At 56.0% G+C, this 19,766-nt stretch carries 17 protein-coding genes; 2 read left to right on the forward strand and 15 right to left on the reverse strand.

Translation table 11 applies throughout. The features are described from left to right. Nucleotides 1–89 precede the first annotated feature (89 nt). Complete coding sequence (locus tag J4E00_RS15620; protein ID WP_208176118.1) at nucleotides 90–1,469, forward strand: hypothetical protein; 1,380 nt, start codon at nucleotides 90–92, stop codon at nucleotides 1,467–1,469. A gap of 18 nt (nucleotides 1,470–1,487) precedes the next feature. On the opposite strand, the gene J4E00_RS15625 is transcribed toward J4E00_RS15620, so the two are convergent. The 6 genes from J4E00_RS15625 to recA all read right to left on the reverse strand — a co-directional run bounded on the left by J4E00_RS15625 (nucleotide 1,488) and on the right by recA (nucleotide 7,031). Continuing rightward, entirely contained in the window at nucleotides 1,488–2,201 is a 714-nt protein-coding gene (locus tag J4E00_RS15625; protein ID WP_208176119.1) for an RluA family pseudouridine synthase, read from the reverse strand. Nucleotides 2,202–2,254: 53 nt separating this feature from the next. After that, a complete protein-coding gene (locus tag J4E00_RS15630) occupies nucleotides 2,255–2,638 on the reverse strand; it encodes a hypothetical protein (RefSeq protein ID WP_208176120.1) in 384 nt (127 codons plus the stop codon). 65 nt (nucleotides 2,639–2,703) lie between these two features. Continuing rightward, the gene (locus tag J4E00_RS15635; protein ID WP_208176121.1) at nucleotides 2,704–3,771 is read right to left on the reverse strand and encodes a sensor histidine kinase; all 1,068 of its coding nucleotides are present in this window, start codon (nucleotides 3,769–3,771) and stop codon (nucleotides 2,704–2,706) included. Between the two features lie 133 nt (nucleotides 3,772–3,904). Then, on the reverse strand, nucleotides 3,905–4,600 hold the full coding sequence (locus tag J4E00_RS15640) for a response regulator transcription factor (protein WP_208176122.1): 696 nt from the start codon (nucleotides 4,598–4,600) through the stop codon (nucleotides 3,905–3,907). A 378-nt stretch (nucleotides 4,601–4,978) separates the two neighbouring features. Continuing rightward, complete coding sequence (locus J4E00_RS15645) at nucleotides 4,979–5,794, reverse strand: DUF3108 domain-containing protein (protein ID WP_208176123.1); 816 nt, start codon at nucleotides 5,792–5,794, stop codon at nucleotides 4,979–4,981. 184 nt (nucleotides 5,795–5,978) lie between these two features. Continuing rightward, a complete protein-coding gene (gene recA / locus J4E00_RS15650) occupies nucleotides 5,979–7,031 on the reverse strand; it encodes a recombinase RecA (protein ID WP_208176297.1) in 1,053 nt (350 codons plus the stop codon). Nucleotides 7,032–7,389: 358 nt separating this feature from the next. Here recA and J4E00_RS15655 point away from each other — a divergent pair, with 358 nt between their 5' ends. Further along, nucleotides 7,390–8,508 carry a hypothetical protein gene (locus J4E00_RS15655; RefSeq protein ID WP_208176124.1) on the forward strand — a complete coding sequence of 373 codons (1,119 nt, stop codon included), beginning with the start codon at nucleotides 7,390–7,392 and terminating at the stop codon, nucleotides 8,506–8,508. A gap of 60 nt (nucleotides 8,509–8,568) precedes the next feature. Here the strand turns inward: J4E00_RS15655 and J4E00_RS15660 are convergent, their stop codons facing one another. The 9 genes from J4E00_RS15660 to guaB form a co-directional block, all read right to left on the reverse strand. Continuing rightward, nucleotides 8,569–9,120 carry a GNAT family N-acetyltransferase gene (locus J4E00_RS15660; RefSeq protein WP_208176125.1) on the reverse strand — a complete coding sequence of 184 codons (552 nt, stop codon included), beginning with the start codon at nucleotides 9,118–9,120 and terminating at the stop codon, nucleotides 8,569–8,571. Nucleotides 9,121–9,293: 173 nt separating this feature from the next. After that, nucleotides 9,294–9,719, reverse strand: a complete 426-nt coding sequence (locus J4E00_RS15665; RefSeq protein ID WP_208176126.1) for a hypothetical protein — start codon at nucleotides 9,717–9,719, stop codon at nucleotides 9,294–9,296. A 136-nt stretch (nucleotides 9,720–9,855) separates the two neighbouring features. Continuing rightward, complete coding sequence (locus J4E00_RS15670; RefSeq protein ID WP_208176127.1) at nucleotides 9,856–10,821, reverse strand: AAA family ATPase; 966 nt, start codon at nucleotides 10,819–10,821, stop codon at nucleotides 9,856–9,858. A gap of 98 nt (nucleotides 10,822–10,919) precedes the next feature. After that, entirely contained in the window at nucleotides 10,920–12,311 is a 1,392-nt protein-coding gene (locus J4E00_RS15675) for a peptidylprolyl isomerase (protein ID WP_208176128.1), read from the reverse strand. Between the two features lie 238 nt (nucleotides 12,312–12,549). Next, nucleotides 12,550–14,865 carry a peptidylprolyl isomerase gene (locus tag J4E00_RS15680; protein ID WP_208176129.1) on the reverse strand — a complete coding sequence of 772 codons (2,316 nt, stop codon included), beginning with the start codon at nucleotides 14,863–14,865 and terminating at the stop codon, nucleotides 12,550–12,552. A 183-nt stretch (nucleotides 14,866–15,048) separates the two neighbouring features. After that, the gene (locus J4E00_RS15685; protein WP_208176130.1) at nucleotides 15,049–15,462 is read right to left on the reverse strand and encodes an ATP-binding protein; all 414 of its coding nucleotides are present in this window, start codon (nucleotides 15,460–15,462) and stop codon (nucleotides 15,049–15,051) included. Nucleotides 15,463–15,572: 110 nt separating this feature from the next. After that, the gene (locus J4E00_RS15690; protein ID WP_208176131.1) at nucleotides 15,573–15,902 is read right to left on the reverse strand and encodes an STAS domain-containing protein; all 330 of its coding nucleotides are present in this window, start codon (nucleotides 15,900–15,902) and stop codon (nucleotides 15,573–15,575) included. Between the two features lie 14 nt (nucleotides 15,903–15,916). Further along, complete coding sequence (locus tag J4E00_RS30040) at nucleotides 15,917–18,019, reverse strand: PP2C family protein-serine/threonine phosphatase (protein ID WP_208176132.1); 2,103 nt, start codon at nucleotides 18,017–18,019, stop codon at nucleotides 15,917–15,919. A gap of 179 nt (nucleotides 18,020–18,198) precedes the next feature. After that, nucleotides 18,199–19,677, reverse strand: a complete 1,479-nt coding sequence (guaB, locus tag J4E00_RS15700; protein ID WP_208176133.1) for an IMP dehydrogenase — start codon at nucleotides 19,675–19,677, stop codon at nucleotides 18,199–18,201. Nucleotides 19,678–19,766 lie beyond the last annotated feature (89 nt).

Below are 19,766 nucleotides of genomic sequence, written 5' to 3' on the forward strand. Positions count from 1 at the left end.
AGGTAATGATGGATAATGGACCTCTGAAAGCCGATTTAGCTGATACGCGCTGGGCCTATTTAGCAGGAGTAGTCTTGCTTGCAGTATCAATGATATTGGCCTTCAAGACCCAAAATACCTACGATACCGGCGACAGCATCCAACATTACCTGTGCAGTCGCTATGCCCTGGCACACCCCGAATTGTTCCTTGATTCGTGGGCAAAGCCGCTGTTTGTATTGCTCACTGTGCTGCCGTCGCAGGCGGGCTTTGTGGGTATTATGCTGTTCCAATGCCTCGTTGCAGCGCTATCAGCACACTTAGCTTTTCGGGTGGCTGTGCAGCTTCGGATGCCGGCCCCTTGGTTGGCCGTACCATTTACTTACGCGGCTCCGGACTACTTCTTAATGCAGTTTTCGGGACTTACCGAACCCCTGTTTGGCTTGGTGCTGATACTGGGTGTGGCCTTGGCGGCGCATAACCGCGTAGGCTGGTCTGCGCTGGTGCTTTCCTGGCTGCCATTTGTGCGGGCCGAAGGATTTGTGCTGCTCATCGTTTGGGTAGTTTACCTGTTGGTAAGCAGAAATATGCGTTGGCTGGCGATGTTGGCAATCGGATTCAGTGTATACAGTGTAGCGGGCTGGCTGGCCTTCGACGAATTAGGTTGGGTCTTCGGCCGCAATGCTTACCGAGGCGGTCAGTCCAGCTACGGCCACGGCAACTGGTTTGATTACATTGTGCACTTGCAAGGCTGGCTGGGATGGGCCTTGTTGCCCCTATTTGTAGCGGGTATGGTGTGGGGAGCAGTAGCTTGGCTGCGGCCTGCGTGGCGCCACCGTCCGGCCCAATGGACTACCGAACTGCTACTGGTGTATGGAAGCATCGTGGCTTATATCACGGCCCATTCCACCTTCTGGGCGCTTGGCATCTTTAAATCGTATGGCATGACGCGCGTACTAGCCGCCCTGACCCCGCTGGCAGCTATTGTAGCAATTAGCGGCTTGGCAGTGTTGACCGGATGGCTAAAAAGGCCCGAGGTGCGGCAGCGCGTGCAGATAGCCTTAGTAGCAGTAGTACTCATATATCCTTTAACTGGACTGAACCTTGCGTTGCGCTGGCGCCGTGACTTTGGGCCGCAGGGGGAGTTGGTTCTAAACCATCAGGTTGCTGATTGGATACATCACAATTACCCAGCTGGGCCACCTGCGCTGGTAACGACGATGCCAGCGCTCCATTTTGTGTTGGGGACCGACCCTTTCGCGAACTACATCCACCGCTTCGATGTGGTAGCTGCCCAACAGCCTTTGCCAGCGGGAACGGTGCTGGTGTGGGATAGCCGCATTGCAGTTGTTGATGATGGCGTTACACTGACGCAGCTACGCAGCAACCCACAGTATGCGCTAAAATGGCAGCGTGGCATCCCTCGCAACCTCACCAAGCCGCATGCCAACGACTCGACCCACGTCGCCGTGTTCGTCCAGCGCCCCTAACATGGCTACGTAGCCCTGTTAACGGTTCTGCCCAAGCACTTCCACCAGCACCCGGAAGTCCTTTGGATATGGTGCTTCTACGCTGATTTCTTCGCCATTCAACCCTGTAAACTGAAGTTTTAGGGCATGCAGGGCAAAACGCTTAATGAAGGGCTGCTCTTCCTGGCCCTCTTTCAGGTTAAACTTCTTTTTGAGCGTAGATAGGTAGAAATCTTCCCCGCCGTAGTCTTTGTCGCCCACAATGGGAGACTGCAGGTACATAAGGTGCAGGCGAATCTGGTGCATGCGGCCGGTGATGGGCTCGCACAGAATGAGAGCGTGGCGGGTGAAGGTGTCGAGGGTGGTGAAGTAGGTCTCGGCGGGCTTGCCTTTGTAGGCGAGCCGCGCTTTGCCTCGGCTAGTGGTTTCGATGCTGCGCTCAACCAGTTGGCGGTCGAGCTGCGGCGTGCCCCACACCACAGCGTGGTATTGCTTCTTCACCTCGCGGTTTTCAAACTGCATGGCGAGGTGGCGGTAGGCGGCCGGGTTTTTGGCAAAGGCCAACGCGCCGCTGGTTTCGCGGTCGAGGCGGTGGGCGGCCTGAATATCATCGTGGTGCTGGCGAGCCAAGCGCAGCATGTTGGGCGCGCCGCCCACCCGCTCATCGAGCGTGGCTAGAAACGGTGGCTTGTTGACGACGAGGTAGTCGTCGTTTTCAAAAATAACGAGGTCGGAAAAATCGGGAAGCTTCATAAGAAGCCACAAAGGTACGGCCACGGCCGTGCGCTATGTCTGCACGGTACGCTTCATGGGAGCATCATAACCTCTTTTGTTAAGACATTGAGCTTGAACACACGCAAGCTGTCGTTCTCAAAATGGCTTACGAAGCGGCATTCGGTCAGCTTATCGGCTCCGTCCTGATATAGTCCATCTGTCCACCAGATGTTATTAGGCTTATTGAACAGATTAACTGCCAGCTCTTGGCTGATGTCGTAAATTGTAATGCCGCAGCCGGCTATTACAACGTGATTTGCTGAATACAGGAGAATGGCCGCCGCAGGGTCGCCATAGTGCCAAGCGATGTTGAGGTCGCACTCCTCGAATGCATTGAAATTCTGACTGGTCGCCTTCTTTTTTAGGTAAACGCTTTCATGCAAAGAGTACACCTTGTAAGTAGCGTTTTCGGCCAAATACCTGATTGGGTTCGGTGGCTCATGCATTGACGCTTCGGCTAAATCTACCTTCTTACCAAACACTAACTGGCTGCTGGTAACGTGCCTTTTGGCTTGTTAAGCTTGAACTCCAAGGTGGTACCTTCGCCAAGTGTACTCTTCACCTTGATGGTGGACTTGTGTGCTTCCACAATGTGTTTGCTGATGGCTAGGCCCAGCCCTGAGCCGCCAGACTCGCGGGAACGGCTTTTATCGATGCGATAGAAGCGCTCAAAGATGCGGCCCTGGTGTTCGGGGGCGATGCCCGCACCGTCGTCGCGCACGGCAACGCGCACGGAGCGGCTGCCTTCAATCAGCGACACCACTACCCGGCCATGGTCGCGGCCGTACTTGATGGCATTGTCAATCAAATTGACAAGGACCTGGCGAATGCGGTTGCGGTCGGCCACTATCATCAAACCCGCTTCGGGCAGGGTGGGCGGAAACAGCTCCAGCGTGGTGCCGCGCCGGGCGGCCTGCTGCTCCAGCAGCTCAAATATTTCGCGTACCAGCACAATGAGGTCGAAGCGCTGGCGGCGCATGCGTACCACGCCTTTTTCGAGCTGCGCGATGGTGACGAGGTCCTGTACCAACGCATCCAGCGTATCGAGGCTGGCGGCGGCTTTGCTCAGAAATTTGCGGCGGGTAGCAAGGTCGATATCGTCGTCTTCATCGTCCAGAATGGTGTGCACAAAGCCTTGTGCGGCAAATAATGGCGTCTTCAACTCGTGCGATACATCGGCCAGAAACTCGCGGCGCAGGGCCTGCAGGCGCACCAACTCGTCCAACTCCTGCTGCCGACGCTCGGCCATGAGCAGAATCTCATCGCGCACGCGCTTCACTGGCTCGGGGCGAAACAGGAACTTGCTGCTCAGCTTCTTGAACTCCTTCCGCTTGATATGTTCGAGGCCTGCGTAGATGCCATTGATTTCCCGAAAAATCAGCGCCTCAAACGAGAGGTAAACTAACAAAAAGCACGCTGCTACCGTGACGCCCGCCGCCAGAAAGGCCTCGCGAAACGGCAGCGTAGGGCCAATGCGGGCATAGGTGGTGAGCACGCCCGCCACCAGTAGCGCAATAAGAATGGCAATGGTGCGGGAAGAAAGATTCATAAATGGCAGGTATTCTTGGGTAAAAATAAGTCATCCTGAGTACTGTGAAGGACCTTACTACGCTTGAACAACCGTAGTTCTGGGCGTGGTAAGGTCCTTCGCAGTACTCAGGATGACAGGCAGAATGAGCGCCTTAATCAGCGTTGAACTTGTAACCCACGCCCTTGATGGTCTGGATGTGGTGGTCGCCTACTTTTTCGCGCACTTTGCGCACGTGCACATCCACGGTGCGGGCCAACACAAAAACGTCATTGCCCCAGATGTTCTGGAGCAGCTCTTCGCGGTTGAACACTTTGTGGGGGGTGGAGGCTAGGAAGGCCAGCAGCTCGAATTCTTTCTTCGGCAGGGTGATTTTTTTGCCGTCCTGGTACACGGCGAAGGCCGTGCGGTCGATGCGTAAGCCGTTGATGTCGATGGCATCAATGGCGTTGTGGGGGTCCTGGTCGCGGCGCTTTACGGCGGCCAGGCGGCCGAGCAGGGCACGGGGCTTGATGGGCTTGGCAATGAAGTCGTCGGCGCCGGCTTCGAAGGCGGCTACTTCGGAGAATTCCTCGGCGCGGGCCGTCAGAAACAGGATGTAGGTATCCTTGAACTTGGGCTGCTCGCGGAGCAGGCGGCAGGTGGCGATGCCGTCGAGGTTTGGCATCATCACGTCGAGCAGGATGATGTCGGGGTTGAAATCGGCGGCGATTTCCAGGGCTTTGCGACCGTCGGAGGCGGAGGCGGTCTGATATCCTTCCTTCTTCAGGTTGAACTCCAAAAGCTCCACGATATCCGGGTCGTCGTCAACCACGAGAATCTTATACACGGGCGATTTAGCAGCAGTCACGGGCGTTGGGCTTAATGTGAAGCGAGACAATGTTTCCGCAAAAGTACCGCCTTGTAGGGCCGAGGCTATGTTACGATTGTGTGACCTTGGAATAAGGCAGTAGCCTAAACGCGCTGCCGTTCGGGCAGCCACAAGGCAATGCCGTATATGACATTGAGGAAAGTATACAACAATGCATGAATAGCCCACACCGCTGCGTAGGTCGAGGCTTGCGATACCGCCCCAAGCCAATAGCCGCAACCACTACTACGACTACAATAGGGCAGTTTATGAGGAAGTACGTAATAGCGTCCATGCAAGCGAGCCGGAGTGCCGTCGTCGGTAGCGGCTACGCAATCAGGAAAGAGTAATACATAGAATGCTTGGCTGTGCCCGGCACTAATTGGCCATGTTCAGGCGCGATTTCAGGCCTTTATAGCTGACCATGTCCACCTTCACTGTGCCTACAAACATCTCGGCCTGAAAAAGCACCGGAATCTTATTACGGTCGTCAGAAAAATACACCGAAATAGCGTTTTCGCCTCGGAAGAGCTTGTTGTTTGGCATTCTGGGCACCAGCTTAAAGGCGCGTACATCGCCGGCCTTGGTTTCCACCACCTCGCGCCCCTTAAACACCACTTCCAGCATGAAGTTGTCGCCGTCGAAATAGCCCGGCACGCGCACCACATCGCCCACGTGCATGCGCTCAAAATTGAGGGTGCGCAGGTAGTAAAAACCACTCACCAGCTCCAGCGAATTGTTGGCCACCTTCACCGTAGAGCGAGCGTTGTTGTGGGTGTGGTCGGTCACCTCGGCCATGTCGTGCAGGTGGTCGAACTCTACGGTTTCCTTTTTGCGGTAATTCTTCTCGGCAATCTCGCGCTGAGCGCGCAGGGGCAGAATGCTGGTGGTGTCGATATAGGCCCGCCACTGGTCGCGGATGCGCAGGAAAAAGTCGAACGAGCCGGTGGTTTTGCCACTCACGGTGGCTTTGTAGCAGGGGCGGTCATTCACGCGCTCTAGGCTGCCGCTGGTCTCCACGGTTGCTTCGCCGCCGTTGATGAGGCCATAATGCACCGTATATTTAATGGTTTCGCCGCGGCCAAAGCTGGATTGCGGAACGCTCCGCACGGCATCGCCAGGGCCCAGGGCCAGCTGCGCCGACGCCAATAGAAACAAAATAGCAGGGGTAAAGATGAGCCAGCGGCGATTCATAAGGATAAATAAGAAATAGCTTACGCTGCGTTTAGACAAATGCAGTGCCAGCCCAATAATTCACCAAAGATACAGATGTAAAAAAAGCCCGTTGCCTTGAGCAACGGGCTTTTAAGTTAAGAATTGGAAGTCAAAAGGTGAAACCGAATGTGGTATTACGCCTTGCCTTCAACTCCTGACCAAATTACAGCGTGTCTTCGCCATCTTCCACAATGGTCAAATCGACGGGAATGATGTCTTCGTCGCCTTTGGCCATGGTGCGGATTTTGGCTTCGATTTCCTCGGCTAGCTCAGGGTTGTCGAGCAACAAGGTTTTCACAGCTTCGCGGCCTTGGCCAATTTTCTGGTCGCCGTAGTTGAACCACGAGCCGGATTTTCCGATGATGCCCATGTCGACGCCAAGGTCCACGATTTCACCGACTTTCGAAATGCCTTGGCCGTAAATGATGTCAAACTCGACCACTTTGAAGGGCGGTGCTACTTTGTTCTTCACCACCTTCACCTTGGTACGGTTGCCGGTTACGTTGTCTTTGTCTTCCTTAATTTGGCCAATGCGACGGATATCGAGGCGAACGGAAGCGTAGAATTTCAGGGCGTTACCACCGGTGGTGGTTTCGGGCGAGCCAAACATCACGCCGATTTTTTCGCGCAGCTGGTTGATGAAAATGCAGCAGCAGCCGGTCTTGTTGATGGTGCCGGTGAGCTTACGCAAGGCTTGGCTCATGAGGCGGGCGTGCAGGCCCACTTTCGAGTCGCCCATGTCGCCTTCTAGTTCGCCTTTGGGCACAAGGGCAGCCACGGAGTCAATAACAATGATGTCAATCGCACCCGAAGAAATCAACTGGTCGGCGATTTCGAGGGCTTGCTCGCCGTTATCGGGCTGGGCGATGAGTAGGTTGCTGGTATCAATGCCCAGCTTCTCAGCATATGATTTGTCGAAGGCGTGCTCGGCGTCGATGAACGCGGCCATGCCACCTTTTTTCTGCGCTTCGGCAATCATGTGCATCGTCAGCGTGGTTTTACCCGACGATTCCGGGCCGTAGATTTCAATCACACGGCCACGAGGCACACCGCCAATGCCAAGGGCAATGTCGAGCGAGAGCGAGCCGGTGCTGATGCTCGGAATGTCGCCCACCTTGTTGTCGGAGAGCTTCATCACGGTGCCTTTGCCGTAAGCTTTGTCCAGCTTGTCGAGCGTAAGCTGAAGGGCTTTCATTTTTTCGGCAGCGACATTCATATCGCCTTTCTCCGCTTTTTCAACTTTATCGGCTTTGGGGGCCGTTTTGGTAGCTAGTGCCATGTTGGGGTGTTTGAGAAAAAGGAATTAGGTTTGGTAAAGTTAAGGGTTTTAGCGACGCTGCAATCAGATAATTCTATTCCTCAGTTAAAACTTCGAATAGGCCCTTTTGCGACGGCTTTTTCTAACACACTGCCTACTGGAATCGTGCCGTAGAAAGCGGAAATATATGAGGAATTATCTAAAAATTTTAGTTGGCCTTGTGGCTGTGCTAATTAGAGTGGAAACAGCACAGGCGCAACTGGACAATCGTGCATTTACGAGTCCCCGACCGGGCCGGCCAGAAGGCCATATGGAAATGGATAATTTGCTAAATGAGCAAGGAAAGGAGATGGACTCTGTGACAGCGAATGTCATTCGCGCAGCAATTCCTGCTGTTGCTGGGGACCTGCGCCTTTCCCTCAACGCCTTTACCTTCTTCAAAGACAACGAGTACTTCAACAAGATTGTTGATGGCTACACCTTATTCGGCACCCAGCTGAATCCGCAGTTGGTCTATTATCCAAGTAAAGATTTGCGACTGGAAGCCGGCGTGTTCATCTGGAAGGATTTTGGCAACCCGCAGTTGCAGCAGGTGCGCCCTACGTACCGCGCTACTTGGACTAAGGACAAGCATCAGTTTACCCTTGGGAATATTCGCGCCAACCTGAGCCACGGCTACATTGAGCCGATGTTCAACTTTGAGCGAGTAATACTAAACCCACTGGAAGAAGGCTTGCAATACCGCTACCTCGGCAACAAGCTGTTTGTGGATGTGTGGGTGGACTGGCAGCGACAGCAGTACCGCTACAGCAACTACCAAGAAGAAATTGCCGGTGGCCTAAGCAGCAGCTATACCCTGACGCAGCCGGAAAACGCCATTCAGGTGGCACTGCCTTTTCAGTTCACGGCTATTCATCACGGCGGACAGATTGACACTTTGAATAAACCGCTGCAAACACTGTTCAACGAAGCTGTGGGGATTGAGGCGCGCATGCTGCTGGGGAGCCGGCAACGCGCCCTGCGCTTCAACGGCTACGTGCTCGGCTTTCAAGACAACTCACCCACGCAAGGCCAGAACCCTTTTAAATACGGCAACGGGCTCTACCTGAATACCACTCTTGAAACGCGCTATGCCGACGTGATGCTGAGCTATTGGCAGGGCTCGCGCTTCATTGCGCCGCTGGGGGGCGACTTATACCAGAGCGCCTCACGCACCGTGTCGAATCCCGAGTTTCTGGACCGCCAACGGAAGCTGTTGCTGGTGCGTCTGTTGCGCGACTTCCGCATCTCGGATGCGGCAGCGCTCACGGTGCGTGTTGAGCCACTGTACGATTTCAACGCCAAGCTGCTGGACTTCTCGTTTGGGGTGTATTTAAACTTCCGGCAGGAATGGCTGCTGGGCAACGTAGGCAAACGGGTGCGGGTGGGGCAGTAAGGGGCGGCACGGGCTTTCGCTTGTGCAATCACCACTAGTTTGCACAGCGCAAGCTAAAGCTTATGCCACATCCCGTGCCAGCCACAACCGGCAAATGCGGCTCATGGCGTCAGAATTGCGGAACCAGAGCGGCCGTTTGGGCGGCGGCTCATGTTGGAAGCCCACGGCGCGGGCCACGGCTTGGCCCCGCTCGTTGCTCTGGAAGCAGCGCACAAGCAGTCGCTGGCGGTCCAATTGCCCAAAGCCAAAATCAATAATCGCGGCCAAGGCTTCCCGTGCATAGCCCTGGCCCTCGGCAGCGGCAGCCAGGTAGTAGCCAATTTCGGCTTGTCCTTTTTGCTGGGGCATGATGCAGATGTCGCCCAGGTAGGAACCTGCCATGCGGTCCCAGATGCCAAACACGTAGAAGCGTCCCGTGCGCCAGTCATCGGCAAACGCGCGCAGAGCAGCCCGGGCATCGGAAATGGAGCGCACGGCCTGCAACCGGTCGGGGAAGGAGGGCTGGAAGCGTGCCCGGTCGGCGTGGAGCAGGGCGAAGAAAGCCTCGGCGTCGGCCGCTTCGTAGGGGCGCAGGCAAAGGCGGGCAGTAAGGAGCGGGTCTGTCTGAACCACGGATTTAGCGGATTCTGCGGATTTCGGGAATGATTGCCTGATTACGGTTGTGCCAGGCGAAGGTGGTGGTTTAACAGAAAAGGCAGCCCGAAGGCTGCCTTTTCAAGGAAATATACAGATGAGCACTTCTGCCAGGAAAACATTCCCAAAATCCGGCCAATCCGCAGTTCAGATTACTTGTTTTCGCCCACGTATTGGCTAGGGCTACCTAGGGCCTGCTGGGTCCGCATAACATTCACCTGCCGGGCGGCTTCGTTGAAGAATTCGAGGCGGCGGATGAGCATTTCCTTTACCAGCACACGGCCTTCGGGCGTGCGCATGGTGCCGCGCTTATCGGCTAGCACGCGCTGCATGGCGGCCAGCGTTTGGTCTTCGTGCTTCATGAACTGCTGCTGGAACTCGGCCAGCCGGGCTACGCCGCTGGCCGAAAGGGCGAAGTCTTCGCCGGCACCCTGGTTCAGCACTTCACACAGCACATACACTTCAATGGGCAAGCTCGTTTCGAGGGCTGTGGTGCGTAGGTCGAGGCCAGCGGCCAGAGCGTCGAGGATGATGCGCACATTGCGCTCAAATTGCTGATAGTAGGCTTGGGCTTCCATTTTCAAATAGGGACTTTACGGGCACAAAGAACGTCATGCTAAGCGAAGTCGAAACATCTGCACCGAGGAAGTAAATAATTACTCTCGCAGTAGAGATGCTTCGAATTCGCTTAGCATGACGTTCCTCTATGGTCGTCTATAATAACTCTTTCACAATCTGCTCTACGCCGATGCCCTCGGCTTCAGCTTTGAAGTTGCGCACAAGGCGGTGGCGCAATATCGGCACGGCAACGGCGCGTACGTCTTCAATGTCGGGCGAGTATTTGCCATTGAGCAGAGCGTTGCACTTCGCGCCCACGATGAGGTGCTGCGAGGCCCGCGGGCCGGCGCCCCATTCCAACAATTGGTTGGTGCGGGGGGCGGCGCGCTCGGTTTTGGGGCGAGTTTTGTGCACAAGGCTTACAGCGTATTCTACCACGTTGTCGGCCACCGGCACCCGGCGCACCAACTCCTGAAAGGCCTGGATATCGGCCGCGTGGAGCACTTTGCTAACCGTCTGCTTGATGTTAGAAGTCGTGTTTTTGACGATGTTCAGTTCTTCCGCATAAGTAGGGTAACCTAGCTCGATGTTGAACATAAACCGGTCGAGTTGGGCTTCGGGCAACGGGTACGTGCCTTCTTGCTCGATGGGGTTCTGCGTAGCCAGCACGAAGAACGGACGGCTCAGCGGATAGCGCTGCCCGGCTACCGTTACGGCGTATTCCTGCATGCTTTCGAGCAGGGCTGCCTGGGTCTTGGGCGGCGTCCGGTTGATTTCGTCGGCCAGGATGATGTTGGCGAAAATGGGGCCTTTCACGAAGTGAAAATCCCGCTGCTGGTTCATCGTTTCGGAGCCCACGATGTCGGAAGGCATCAAATCAGGCGTGAACTGGATGCGGTTGAACGACAAGTCCAGCGAATCAGCAATGGTCTGAATCAGCAGGGTCTTGGCCAAGCCAGGTACGCCCACCAACAGGCTGTGCCCCTGCGAAAATACGGCGGTGAGTACCAACCGGACCACTTCGTCCTGTCCTACGATGACCTTGCCGATTTCCTGGCGCAGCTTCTGGAAGGAGGCAGCCAAGGCATCAGCAGCTTCTTTGTCGTTTTGAAATTGAGCCATTCGGAAGAAAAGATAGTAAGCTTGTCATCCTGAGCATTGCAAAGGACCTTCGCAACCCCAGACAACCCGCCGTATTTAATTGGTAGCTGCCGTCAACGTTACCTGTCGGCTACGTCCAGCACTTTGCACTGCGCATACTCAGGAGCAATTTCCAGGTACACGGTGCCGCGGTTTTTCAGGAACCACTCGTCCAACGCTTTGTTTTTCTTCTCGTTGAGGGCCGCCGCGGCAATTTTCTGATAGTCGTCCTGCAGGTTGGCCTGATGGGGCGGGGTGTTCGACTTTAGATACAGAATGCGCATGGCGTCCTTGCCGTCGTCGGTGCGGTAGGGCAGGGGCGGCGTGATGTGGCCCACCTTCATGGTATCGATAGTGAAGAAGATGCCGGGGTCGAGCTTATCGAGGGGCAAGCGCGTGCCACCATCCTGCCGGTTTTGGAGCAGGCCACCGTTGCCGCTGCTGTTTTTATCCGAAGAGTTTTCTTTGGCCGCTTTCGCAAAGCTGATGCTGTCGCTCAAAATCTGGCGGCGCAGCTTCACCAGTGTAGCTGCCGAGGCACCCGCATCAGCCGTGCCGGTTTCGGGCTTGAGCAGGATGTGACGCGTAGAATACGTGTTGCCCTTGCGCTCGATAAACTGAATAAGGTGGAAGCCGAACTGCGACTGTACCACCGGCGACATCTGCCCTGGCTCCAGCTTCATCGAAGCCGCTTCATACTCCGGTACCAGTTCACCGCGCTTGAAAAAGCCCAAGTAGCCGCCTTCCTTAGCTGAGCCCGGGTCTTCGGAATATTGCTTAGCCAGCGTGGCAAAATCAGCTCCGGCCAGCACCTGCGCCCGAATATCATTCAGTTTGGCAATGGCAGCCTGTTTAGCTTTTTCGTTCACTTGCGCCGGAATCACAATCTGGCCCACTTCCACTTCCGTGCTGAAGTAAGGCAGGCTATCCTTGGGCACCTTGCTAAAGTATTGCGAAACCTCGCGCGGCGTCACGGCTACTTTACCCGTGATGGTTTCCTGCATTTTTTGCTGGGTAAGCTGGTCCTTAATCTGGGGACGCAGGTCGTCTTTCAGGGTTTTGATGGGCTTGTTGTACTGCTCTTCAAGGCGCTTTTCGGAACCAATCTGCTGCACGAAGTAGGCCATGCGACGGTCCACTTCATTGTTCACCTGCTGGTCGGTCACGGTCACGGAGTCTACTTCAGCGCGGGCCAGCATCAGCTTATTCAGTACCAGACTCTGCAGAATTTTGCACTTCAAATCCGGGGGAATTGCCTTGCCTTCGGCGCGGGCTACTTCCTGCGCATAGATGAGTTCCACTTCGGAGCGAAGCACAATCTGGTTGTCTACTTTCACGACGATGCCGTCCAGAAGCTGCTGCCCCTTGGGCCGACTGATGCCCAGCTGTGCCTGGGAGGCGGGGGCAAAGCCTAGTAATAACACCACCGTAAGCAGGGCCGATGCCACTGCGCGATTCACTTTAACAAGCATAGAAGAGTAATTAACGCCCGCCGGCAAGGTGCCAGGGCCGGACCCGTGAGCAGCTAACACGCAAACGGGCACACAAATTTCATGATAAATCCGTCGGCAGACAAAAACAAGGAGCCCGAGGAGCTGCAGAAGGTTGCAGGCTTAAAACACTTGTCAGTTAACGGCGAGCAGTTAGCAGTGAGCTCTCCCGTAGTAGATGCTCATCGCTAACTGCTCGCCATTAACTGACAGATGCTGTTTATTTAGTAACCAGCTTGCTCACTTCGGCCTCGTTCACCTTCACTGGCTTGGCGGCGCGCATCTGAGCAATCCACTCTTTTTCGAGGTAGGCCTGATAATCAGAAGTAGCTTGGCCACGGGCTTCAGCCAACGTTTTGGGACCAGAAGGCAAGATTTTGTCAATGGTAGCAGCGTAGTAGCGTCCGTCTTTCTGCACGTTGTAGGTGCCCGGTCCTTTGCTCATTAGCTCGTCCATCACCTTGTTGTCGCCTTTTTGGAACACCCGCTGGGCAATTTGTACCGACAGCGGGTTCTGCTCATTGAAATCGGTTTCAATGGCGGCGGCGTTACCGGTGAACAGCGTTATCAGGGCAGCGCCATCGGTGCCGGCTGCTTTCTGTACCACTTTGCTAATGCGGGCGCGGTCAACGCCGCGGCGGCGCAGGCTGCTGATGATGGAATCGGCGCGGGCACCAGCTAGATTAGATTTCTCACCCTTTTTCATGCGGCCCGTGATGGTAACCAGCATGGTAGGGTCCTGCAGCATGCGCTTGCCCACTTCATCCAGCGCCATAACGCCCACTTTGGCTAGTGACGTGTTGCCAATGAACACGACCTTCTGAGGTACATTCTTGGTGAGCATGTAGTGGCCACCCTTCACTTCTTTCTGCACGCGGGCCAGCAGTGCCGGCGTAGCAGCGCTGATGACGGTGCCCTGCACGCGCTGGTCCCACTGGTACTTGGCCTGATTCTCGGCGAAGTACTTCTTAAGACCCACCGTGTCCTCAATGGCCTTGCTCCACACCTTCTCGTCCATCAATTGGAAGAGCAGGATGCCGTCGCGGTACTCTTTCACCAGCATGCGGTAGTCCTCATACTTGGTATCGAGACTCCCTTTCTCAAAGTCGGTCAGCGACTGCTCCACGTACTGGTCGTAGAGCTGCTGCATAGCGAAAGCCGGCTGGGCGCCCGTGCGGGGCCGCTGGTTTTGCTGTGCGTAAGTTAGGAAGTCCTTCACCAAGTAAGGCTTGCCCTTGATGGTGAACAGTGTAGAGTTGTCGTTGGCGCTGCCTTTAGCGGCCTTCATCGTAGCGGCAGGAGCCGTGTACTTGTAGCGTCCGGCGACGAGAGCTGTATCGGCTTTGCTAAAAGCATAGGTTTTGGCGGCGGCAACCTCCGAGAACTGGTCTTCCTGACGAATGCGCTTCAGGAACGCTGCTTTGTTAAGTTCCGAGCGCGAATCCTTGGCCACCTTGCTTTTCAAGCCCGATTCCATGTCGGAAAACTTGGCCAGCGGCTGCTTTTCAATCAGCTTGATAACGTGCCAACCGTAGGGCGTCTGGACCGGAGCCGCGATATCGCCCGGCTTTTGCAGTTTGAACGCCACCTCCTCAAACGACGGAATCATGCGGCCCGTGCCAAAGGGCGGCAACTCGCCGCCGTTAGCTGCCGAGCCAGCATCTTCCGAGAATTGCGCCACGAGCTTGTCCCAATTTTCGCCCTTCTTCAGGCGGCTATAGAGCTCGTCAATCTTTTTCTTCGCGGTGAGCGAGTCAGATTTGGCCGCATTGGTGGTGGCTCGAATCATAAGGTGAGCCACCTTGATTTCGCCCTGTGCCGTGCGCTTATCATTCACCTTGATGAGGTGATAGCCAAAGCGCGTGCGAACAGGCTGCGACACTTGGCCTACCGGCGTTTTGTAAGCGGCCGTCTCGAACGGGTACACCATCTGCATCGACGTGAAGTAGCCGAGCTTACCACCGTTCTCCTTCGCCGATGGGTCTTCGCTCTCGGTACGGGCCAACTGGCCAAAATCGGTGCCCGATAGTGCCTGCTGGCGGATTTTCTCAATCTTCTGGTAGGCGGTCAGCGTGTCCTGTGGGGTAGCATCGGGCGCTACGCGGATTAGGATGTGCGAGGCGTTTACCTCCTGGCCCATGCGGTCGTAGGCTTCGCGCACCAACTGGTCAGTCACGCTTTTTTCCGTCAGATAGGGCTGGGCCAGTTGCTGACGGTAGCCATCCAACTCGCGTTTGAAAGCCTGCGTAGTGTCGAGGCCGCGCTGCTCGGCTTCCAGCACCTTGAGGCGGAAATTGGTGTAGAGGTCCAGGTAATCAGTTACGCTTTGGCGGGTGCCGTAGTCCGGAGCCGAGCTATTGTTCTTGCGATATACGTAGGCAAACTCATTGGCCGGAACCGGGTACGTGCCCAGTGTTTCAACCGCTGGCCCGGTAGGAGTCGCTGCCGTGGCAGTCGAGGCAGCCGGTTTAGAAGTCTGGCAACCAGCCAGCACCGTAGCAACGGCCGCGCTGGCATACAGAATGCGTTTGTGCATATGAAAAGAAGGAAGACGAAAACGCCGGACTATAAGAAGCCAGCAGAGCGGGCATAAAATTACCGATGCGAAATTAAGTAATTTCCGGTCGGAATGGTGTCCGGATAAAAAAGAACGTCATGCTGCGACAAGCGCAACATGACGTTCAGTAGTTGAAGTCGTCCAGATTTGTCCCGAAATCCTCTAAGCCAGGTGCTTGCTAAGGTGGCACACCGTATGGTTACCCCGGGTGAAAAACTCCACCCGGTCCATGAGGCGATTGACCAGCGCCATGCCCATTCCGCCCTTGCGTCCCTGCTGGATGTAGGCGCGCAAATCAGGGCTCTGATGTGGTCCGGGAAGGAAAATAGTGTCGCCGTTGTCGGCAATTTCTACGTTCAGGTCGTGCTCGTCGATAGCGAGCGTGAGGTCCAGAAACTGGGTTTCATCCTCGCCGTTGGCGTGAATAATAAAATTGGCTACTACCTCGTCTACGGCCAGCACTACCTGGTTCACCACTACCTCCGACAGCTGACGACTGTCGAGGTAATTGCGCACAAAATCGCGCACCTCTTGCAGGTGGGCGCGCGAGCAGGCAACGCGGAGAACGGATTTCACTTTAGAGGTTTTGAATGTTGAGGGTTGAGGGCTGAGTTGGATAAAATGTTGAACAAGAAGGTATAAGCCATCTCTAACTCAACATTCAAAACTCAGCCCTCACCACTTCATTAGGCTGCTTCGGCTTCGGTGGCGCTGGGCACAATGGTCATCAGCGCATCAAGGCCCAGAATTTCGAATACGTTGAAGACTTTTTCCTGCATGTTGAAGAACACCAACTTCACGTTGGCATCCTGAAAGCGCTGCAGGTGCGAAATGAATACGCCTAAGCCGGCTGAGGAAATATAGCTCAGCTTAGCGCAGTCAATCAAGACTTTGCGAAAATTCAAAATATCAGGTTTAGCCAATTCAGTATCAAGGACAATAGCGGAGCTAGCGTCCAGCTCGCCGTCGAGCAGGAGGGTGAGCGTATCAGCGGAGGGTTGCGCGGTAACTTTCATAGTGGGGCGATACGTCAGGCGGTTGGCGGGGGTTGGGCCGACTTGAATTTAATGACGAGCAAAGTCTGGTCGTCGTGGATGGGATAGCCAGAGGTAAAGGCGTTGAGGTCGTTTAGAATATACCTTTTGATTTCCTCGGCGTTCTGGAAATAACTTTCTTCAAGCCGAAGCTTCAGGCGGTCTTCTCCGTATTCATCGGTGCCACTACCGCCCCGCGCCTCCACAATGCCGTCGGTGTAAATCACCATCACATCGCCGGGACTGTAGTCGTAGAACTGGTTTTTGATGTGCTTCTCGTAGCTCTCGTTGCGAATAATACCCAGGCCCAGGCCAGCGGAGTCAAAGTAAAAAACCTCCTCGCGCAGGGCGTGGTAGTACAAGGTGTGGCAATGCCCGGCGCGGGCAAATACGAATCCTCCCTGCTCATAGTCAATGATGTAGAGCGAAGAGGTGATAAAGGATGACTTTTCCAGGCAGTGGGTGAGTGCCATGTTGGCTTGGGCCATGAACCTGCTGGGCACCGGAAACTTGTCGCGCTCGTTTTTGGCCAACGGGTTTTCCTGCATCAGCGAGTGAAAGATGCCTTTCATCTGAGCCATGTGGAAGGCTGCGGTCACGCCCTTGCCGCTCACATCGCCGATTATGACGGCCAGCCGCCGGCCCGGCAGGTGGAGGAAATCGTAGAAATCGCCGCCTACTTCACGGGCTGCCAGCGAGTGCGAGCTGATTTCGAACCAGTTATCCGTAGGCAGGTTCTTCGGGATGAGGCTGTCCTGCACCTGAAAGGAGATTTTTAGCTCTTCCTGAGTGCGCTGGTTATCGAGCGAGGTACGAACCAACTCGAGGTTCTCGATGCTGAGCACGGCCTGGCTCGTGAACGTTTGGAGGATGCTAAGGTCTTCGCGGTCAAAGGTGTGGGGCTCCAGCTTTAGCAGGTACAGCATGCCGTAGTTGAACTGGAGCCCGCGCAGCGGCAGTTGCAATAAGGAGCGAAAGTGCTGCGGAAGTCCCTCAAAGCCTGCCCGCATATTCAGGTCGTTGGTAATAAACTCACCCTCGGGCAAGTCGTGGGCCGCTAGCCGCGTGCGCAACTCATCAACCTGGGGTTTGGATAGGTTGAAGTATTGCGTGGCTTCGGCGCTTTCGGCCCCAGCATGGCCCGGCGCCAGGTCGAGCCAGGCAGCATCGGCGCTGACGGTTTGCACAGCGGATTCCAATAGGATTCCGTAGACTTCGGCCGAGGTCTGGCCCCGCTGAATGATTTGGGTAAGGCGCTGCAGGCGCAGAATCTCGCTACGCCGCTGCTCAATAATATCGGAAATAGGCAGATTGAAAAACGTCACCATGAGCCCCATCAAGGCATAAAATGCCGAGAAAAAGGCCGTGAGCAGCAGAAAAGCATACTGTGGCTGTGGGGCAATCAGCTGCGGGTCGGCCTGCGTGACGCGGAAGTATTGCACGAAAATAAGCACGCCCAGTAGCAGGCCAGCCTGCAGTAGCACGGCCCGCCATTTCTCGCGTTGGCTGAGATAAGCTACCCATTTCTGGTGCCCGCTGAGGTAAATTCCATAGAGCCCCAACGCCACGACAATGGGAATGCCGATGTAGTTGGGTGGGTTGATGCCGACCAGTCGAAAGAGCAAGGTAAACCCGAGCAGAACTTCGAAAACGGTCCATTCGCGCTGGAGCCGCTGGCCGGAGCGAAACAACACCAAGGCCCGCCAGGCATAGTTGGTGCGGGCCAGAAAAATAACAAATAGCCCGAGATTGAGCGTGTATATACAGGTGAAAAAAAGGCTGTTGCTGCTAAAAACGGGCTGGTCTTTTGCCAGCCGCTCCAGCAGGTGCAAGCCCACACAGGCCAGAGCCAGCATGCCCGGTCCGGTGAGCAACCCCCGTAATAGCCGCACAAAAGCCTGGCCCTGCAGCGGCGATGACCGATAGCGGTAGTATAGAAAAATGCCCAGCACGAATGCCCCTTGCGTCAGTTGGGTGCTCCATTCTGGCCAGACGCCCAGCCATGGGCTAGCTCCCGAGTGGCTGAGCGCACTAAGCAGCAGCAGCACCCAACTCAATAGGCTAAAGGGCAAAAGGAAATTCAGGAGTCGTTGAGACACAGGCAAAAACTAGGAATAACACAAGCGCCACCGCCTATTGCGTCATTCTCGACGCTCAACCGAAGTGCAAGATACAATCGAGCATTGGAAATGGCTCCATTGGATTTGGGCCATAAAAAACGGGCAGCACCGACCGTAGCCGGGGCTGCCCGTTGCAAATCAACAAGTAAGCCAGAAAGCTAGCGGCTCGAATAATTAGGGGCCTCACGGGTAATCTGCACGTCGTGCGGATGCGACTCGCGCAGGCCAGCGCCGGTGATGCGCACAAACTGCGCCGCTTGCAGGGCTTCAATGTTAGCGGCACCTACGTAGCCCATGCCAGCGCGCAACCCGCCCGCCAGCTGATAAATTACCTCCGAGACATTGCCCTTGAAGGGAACGCGGCCCACGATGCCTTCCGGCACCAGTTTCTTCACGTCGTCCTCAGCATCTTGGAAGTACCGGTCCTTGCTGCCGTCCTCCATGGCCTCCACGGAACCCATGCCGCGGTAGCTCTTGTACTTGCGGCCTTCGTAGATGATGAGGTCGCCGGGGGCTTCTTCGGTACCGGCCAGCAGCGAACCCACCATCACGGCAGCGGCGCCGCCAGCGAGGGCTTTCACTAGGTCGCCCGAGAACTTGATGCCGCCGTCGGCTACCAGCGTGACGCCTGTACCAGCTAAGCCCTTCGCCGCTTCGAGCACAGCCGAAAGCTGTGGTACGCCAATGCCTGCAATGATGCGCGTGGTGCAGATGGAACCCGGGCCCACGCCCACTTTCACACAGTCGGCGCCAGCTTCGGCCAGGGCACGGGCTCCGGCTTCGGTAGCTACGTTGCCGGCCATTACATCAAGCTTAGGATAGGCAGCTTTAATGGCGCGCACAGCATCCATCACCCCTTTGGAGTGGCCGTGAGCGGTGTCGAGGCTCACAATATCCACGCCGGCATCAACCAAGGCAGCCACACGCTGGAGCAGGTCGGGCGTCACACCTACGGCGGCGCCCACTCGGAGGCGACCCAGCTGGTCCTTGCTGGCGTGGGGAGCGCGGCGGCGCTTGCGAATGTCTTTATAAGTCATGAGGCCAGCGAGGCGGCCTTCGGCGTCCACCAGTGGGAGCTTGTCTACCTTGCTATCGGTCAGGAGTTGCTCGGCGGCGGCTTGGTCGATACCGGCGGGAGCCGTGACGAGGCGGGCCAGGGGTACCATCACGGTGGTGACGGGCTGGGTCATGTCCTTCTCAAAGCGCAGGTCGCGGCTGGTGAGGATGCCTTCGAGGGTATGGTCGGCGTTCACGACCGGAATGCCGCCGATGTTGTGCTTGCGCATGAGCTGGCGGGCATCGGCCAGGGTAGCTGTGGGCGGCAGGGTGAAAGGGTCCTGAATCAGGGCCGATTCACTGCGCTTTACGCGGCGAACCTGCTCGGCCTGAGCCTTGATGGACATATTCTTATGAATAATGCCCAGACCTCCTTCTTGCGCCAGCGCGATGGCCATGTCTGACTCCGTGACGGTGTCCATGGCCGCCGAAATCAGCGGGGTTTGCAGCCGGATGTTGGGGGTGAGGCGGGTGCCAGTGTCGCAGTCTCGGGGCAAAACCTCGGAGTACGCGGGCAGCAGCAGTACGTCGTCGTAGGTGAGGGCCTCGAAGGCAATTTTGGGGTTTGCGGAATCCGCCATGGCAAAAGGAGTTGGGGTTTGGTGCCTTTTGCCAGTCAAAGATACGGCGAGAAATCGGGTTGAAGCAGTGTTGTGATGGGAAATCGGAC

Origin of the sequence: Hymenobacter negativus (genome assembly GCF_017571495.1) — a bacterium.
Taxonomy (GTDB): domain Bacteria; phylum Bacteroidota; class Bacteroidia; order Cytophagales; family Hymenobacteraceae; genus Hymenobacter; species Hymenobacter negativus.

Bases quoted from the DNA above. Each gene is read 5' to 3' on its own strand.
- J4E00_RS15620 (WP_208176118.1), top strand. From the start codon at position 90: ATGATATTGGCCTTCAAGACCCAAAATACCTACGATACCGGCGACAGC.
- J4E00_RS15625 (WP_208176119.1), bottom strand. From the start codon at position 2,201: ATGAAGCTTCCCGATTTTTCCGACCTCGTTATTTTTGAAAACGACGAC.
- J4E00_RS15635 (WP_208176121.1), bottom strand. From the start codon at position 3,771: ATGAATCTTTCTTCCCGCACCATTGCCATTCTTATTGCGCTACTGGTG.
- J4E00_RS15645 (WP_208176123.1), bottom strand. From the start codon at position 5,794: ATGAATCGCCGCTGGCTCATCTTTACCCCTGCTATTTTGTTTCTATTG.
- recA (WP_208176297.1), bottom strand. From the start codon at position 7,031: ATGAATGTCGCTGCCGAAAAAATGAAAGCCCTTCAGCTTACGCTCGAC.
- J4E00_RS15655 (WP_208176124.1), top strand. From the start codon at position 7,390: ATGGATAATTTGCTAAATGAGCAAGGAAAGGAGATGGACTCTGTGACA.
- J4E00_RS15665 (WP_208176126.1), bottom strand. From the start codon at position 9,719: ATGGAAGCCCAAGCCTACTATCAGCAATTTGAGCGCAATGTGCGCATC.
- J4E00_RS15670 (WP_208176127.1), bottom strand. From the start codon at position 10,821: ATGGCTCAATTTCAAAACGACAAAGAAGCTGCTGATGCCTTGGCTGCC.
- J4E00_RS15675 (WP_208176128.1), bottom strand. From the start codon at position 12,311: ATGCTTGTTAAAGTGAATCGCGCAGTGGCATCGGCCCTGCTTACGGTG.
- J4E00_RS15680 (WP_208176129.1), bottom strand. From the start codon at position 14,865: ATGCACAAACGCATTCTGTATGCCAGCGCGGCCGTTGCTACGGTGCTG.
- J4E00_RS15690 (WP_208176131.1), bottom strand. From the start codon at position 15,902: ATGAAAGTTACCGCGCAACCCTCCGCTGATACGCTCACCCTCCTGCTC.
- guaB (WP_208176133.1), bottom strand. From the start codon at position 19,677: ATGGCGGATTCCGCAAACCCCAAAATTGCCTTCGAGGCCCTCACCTAC.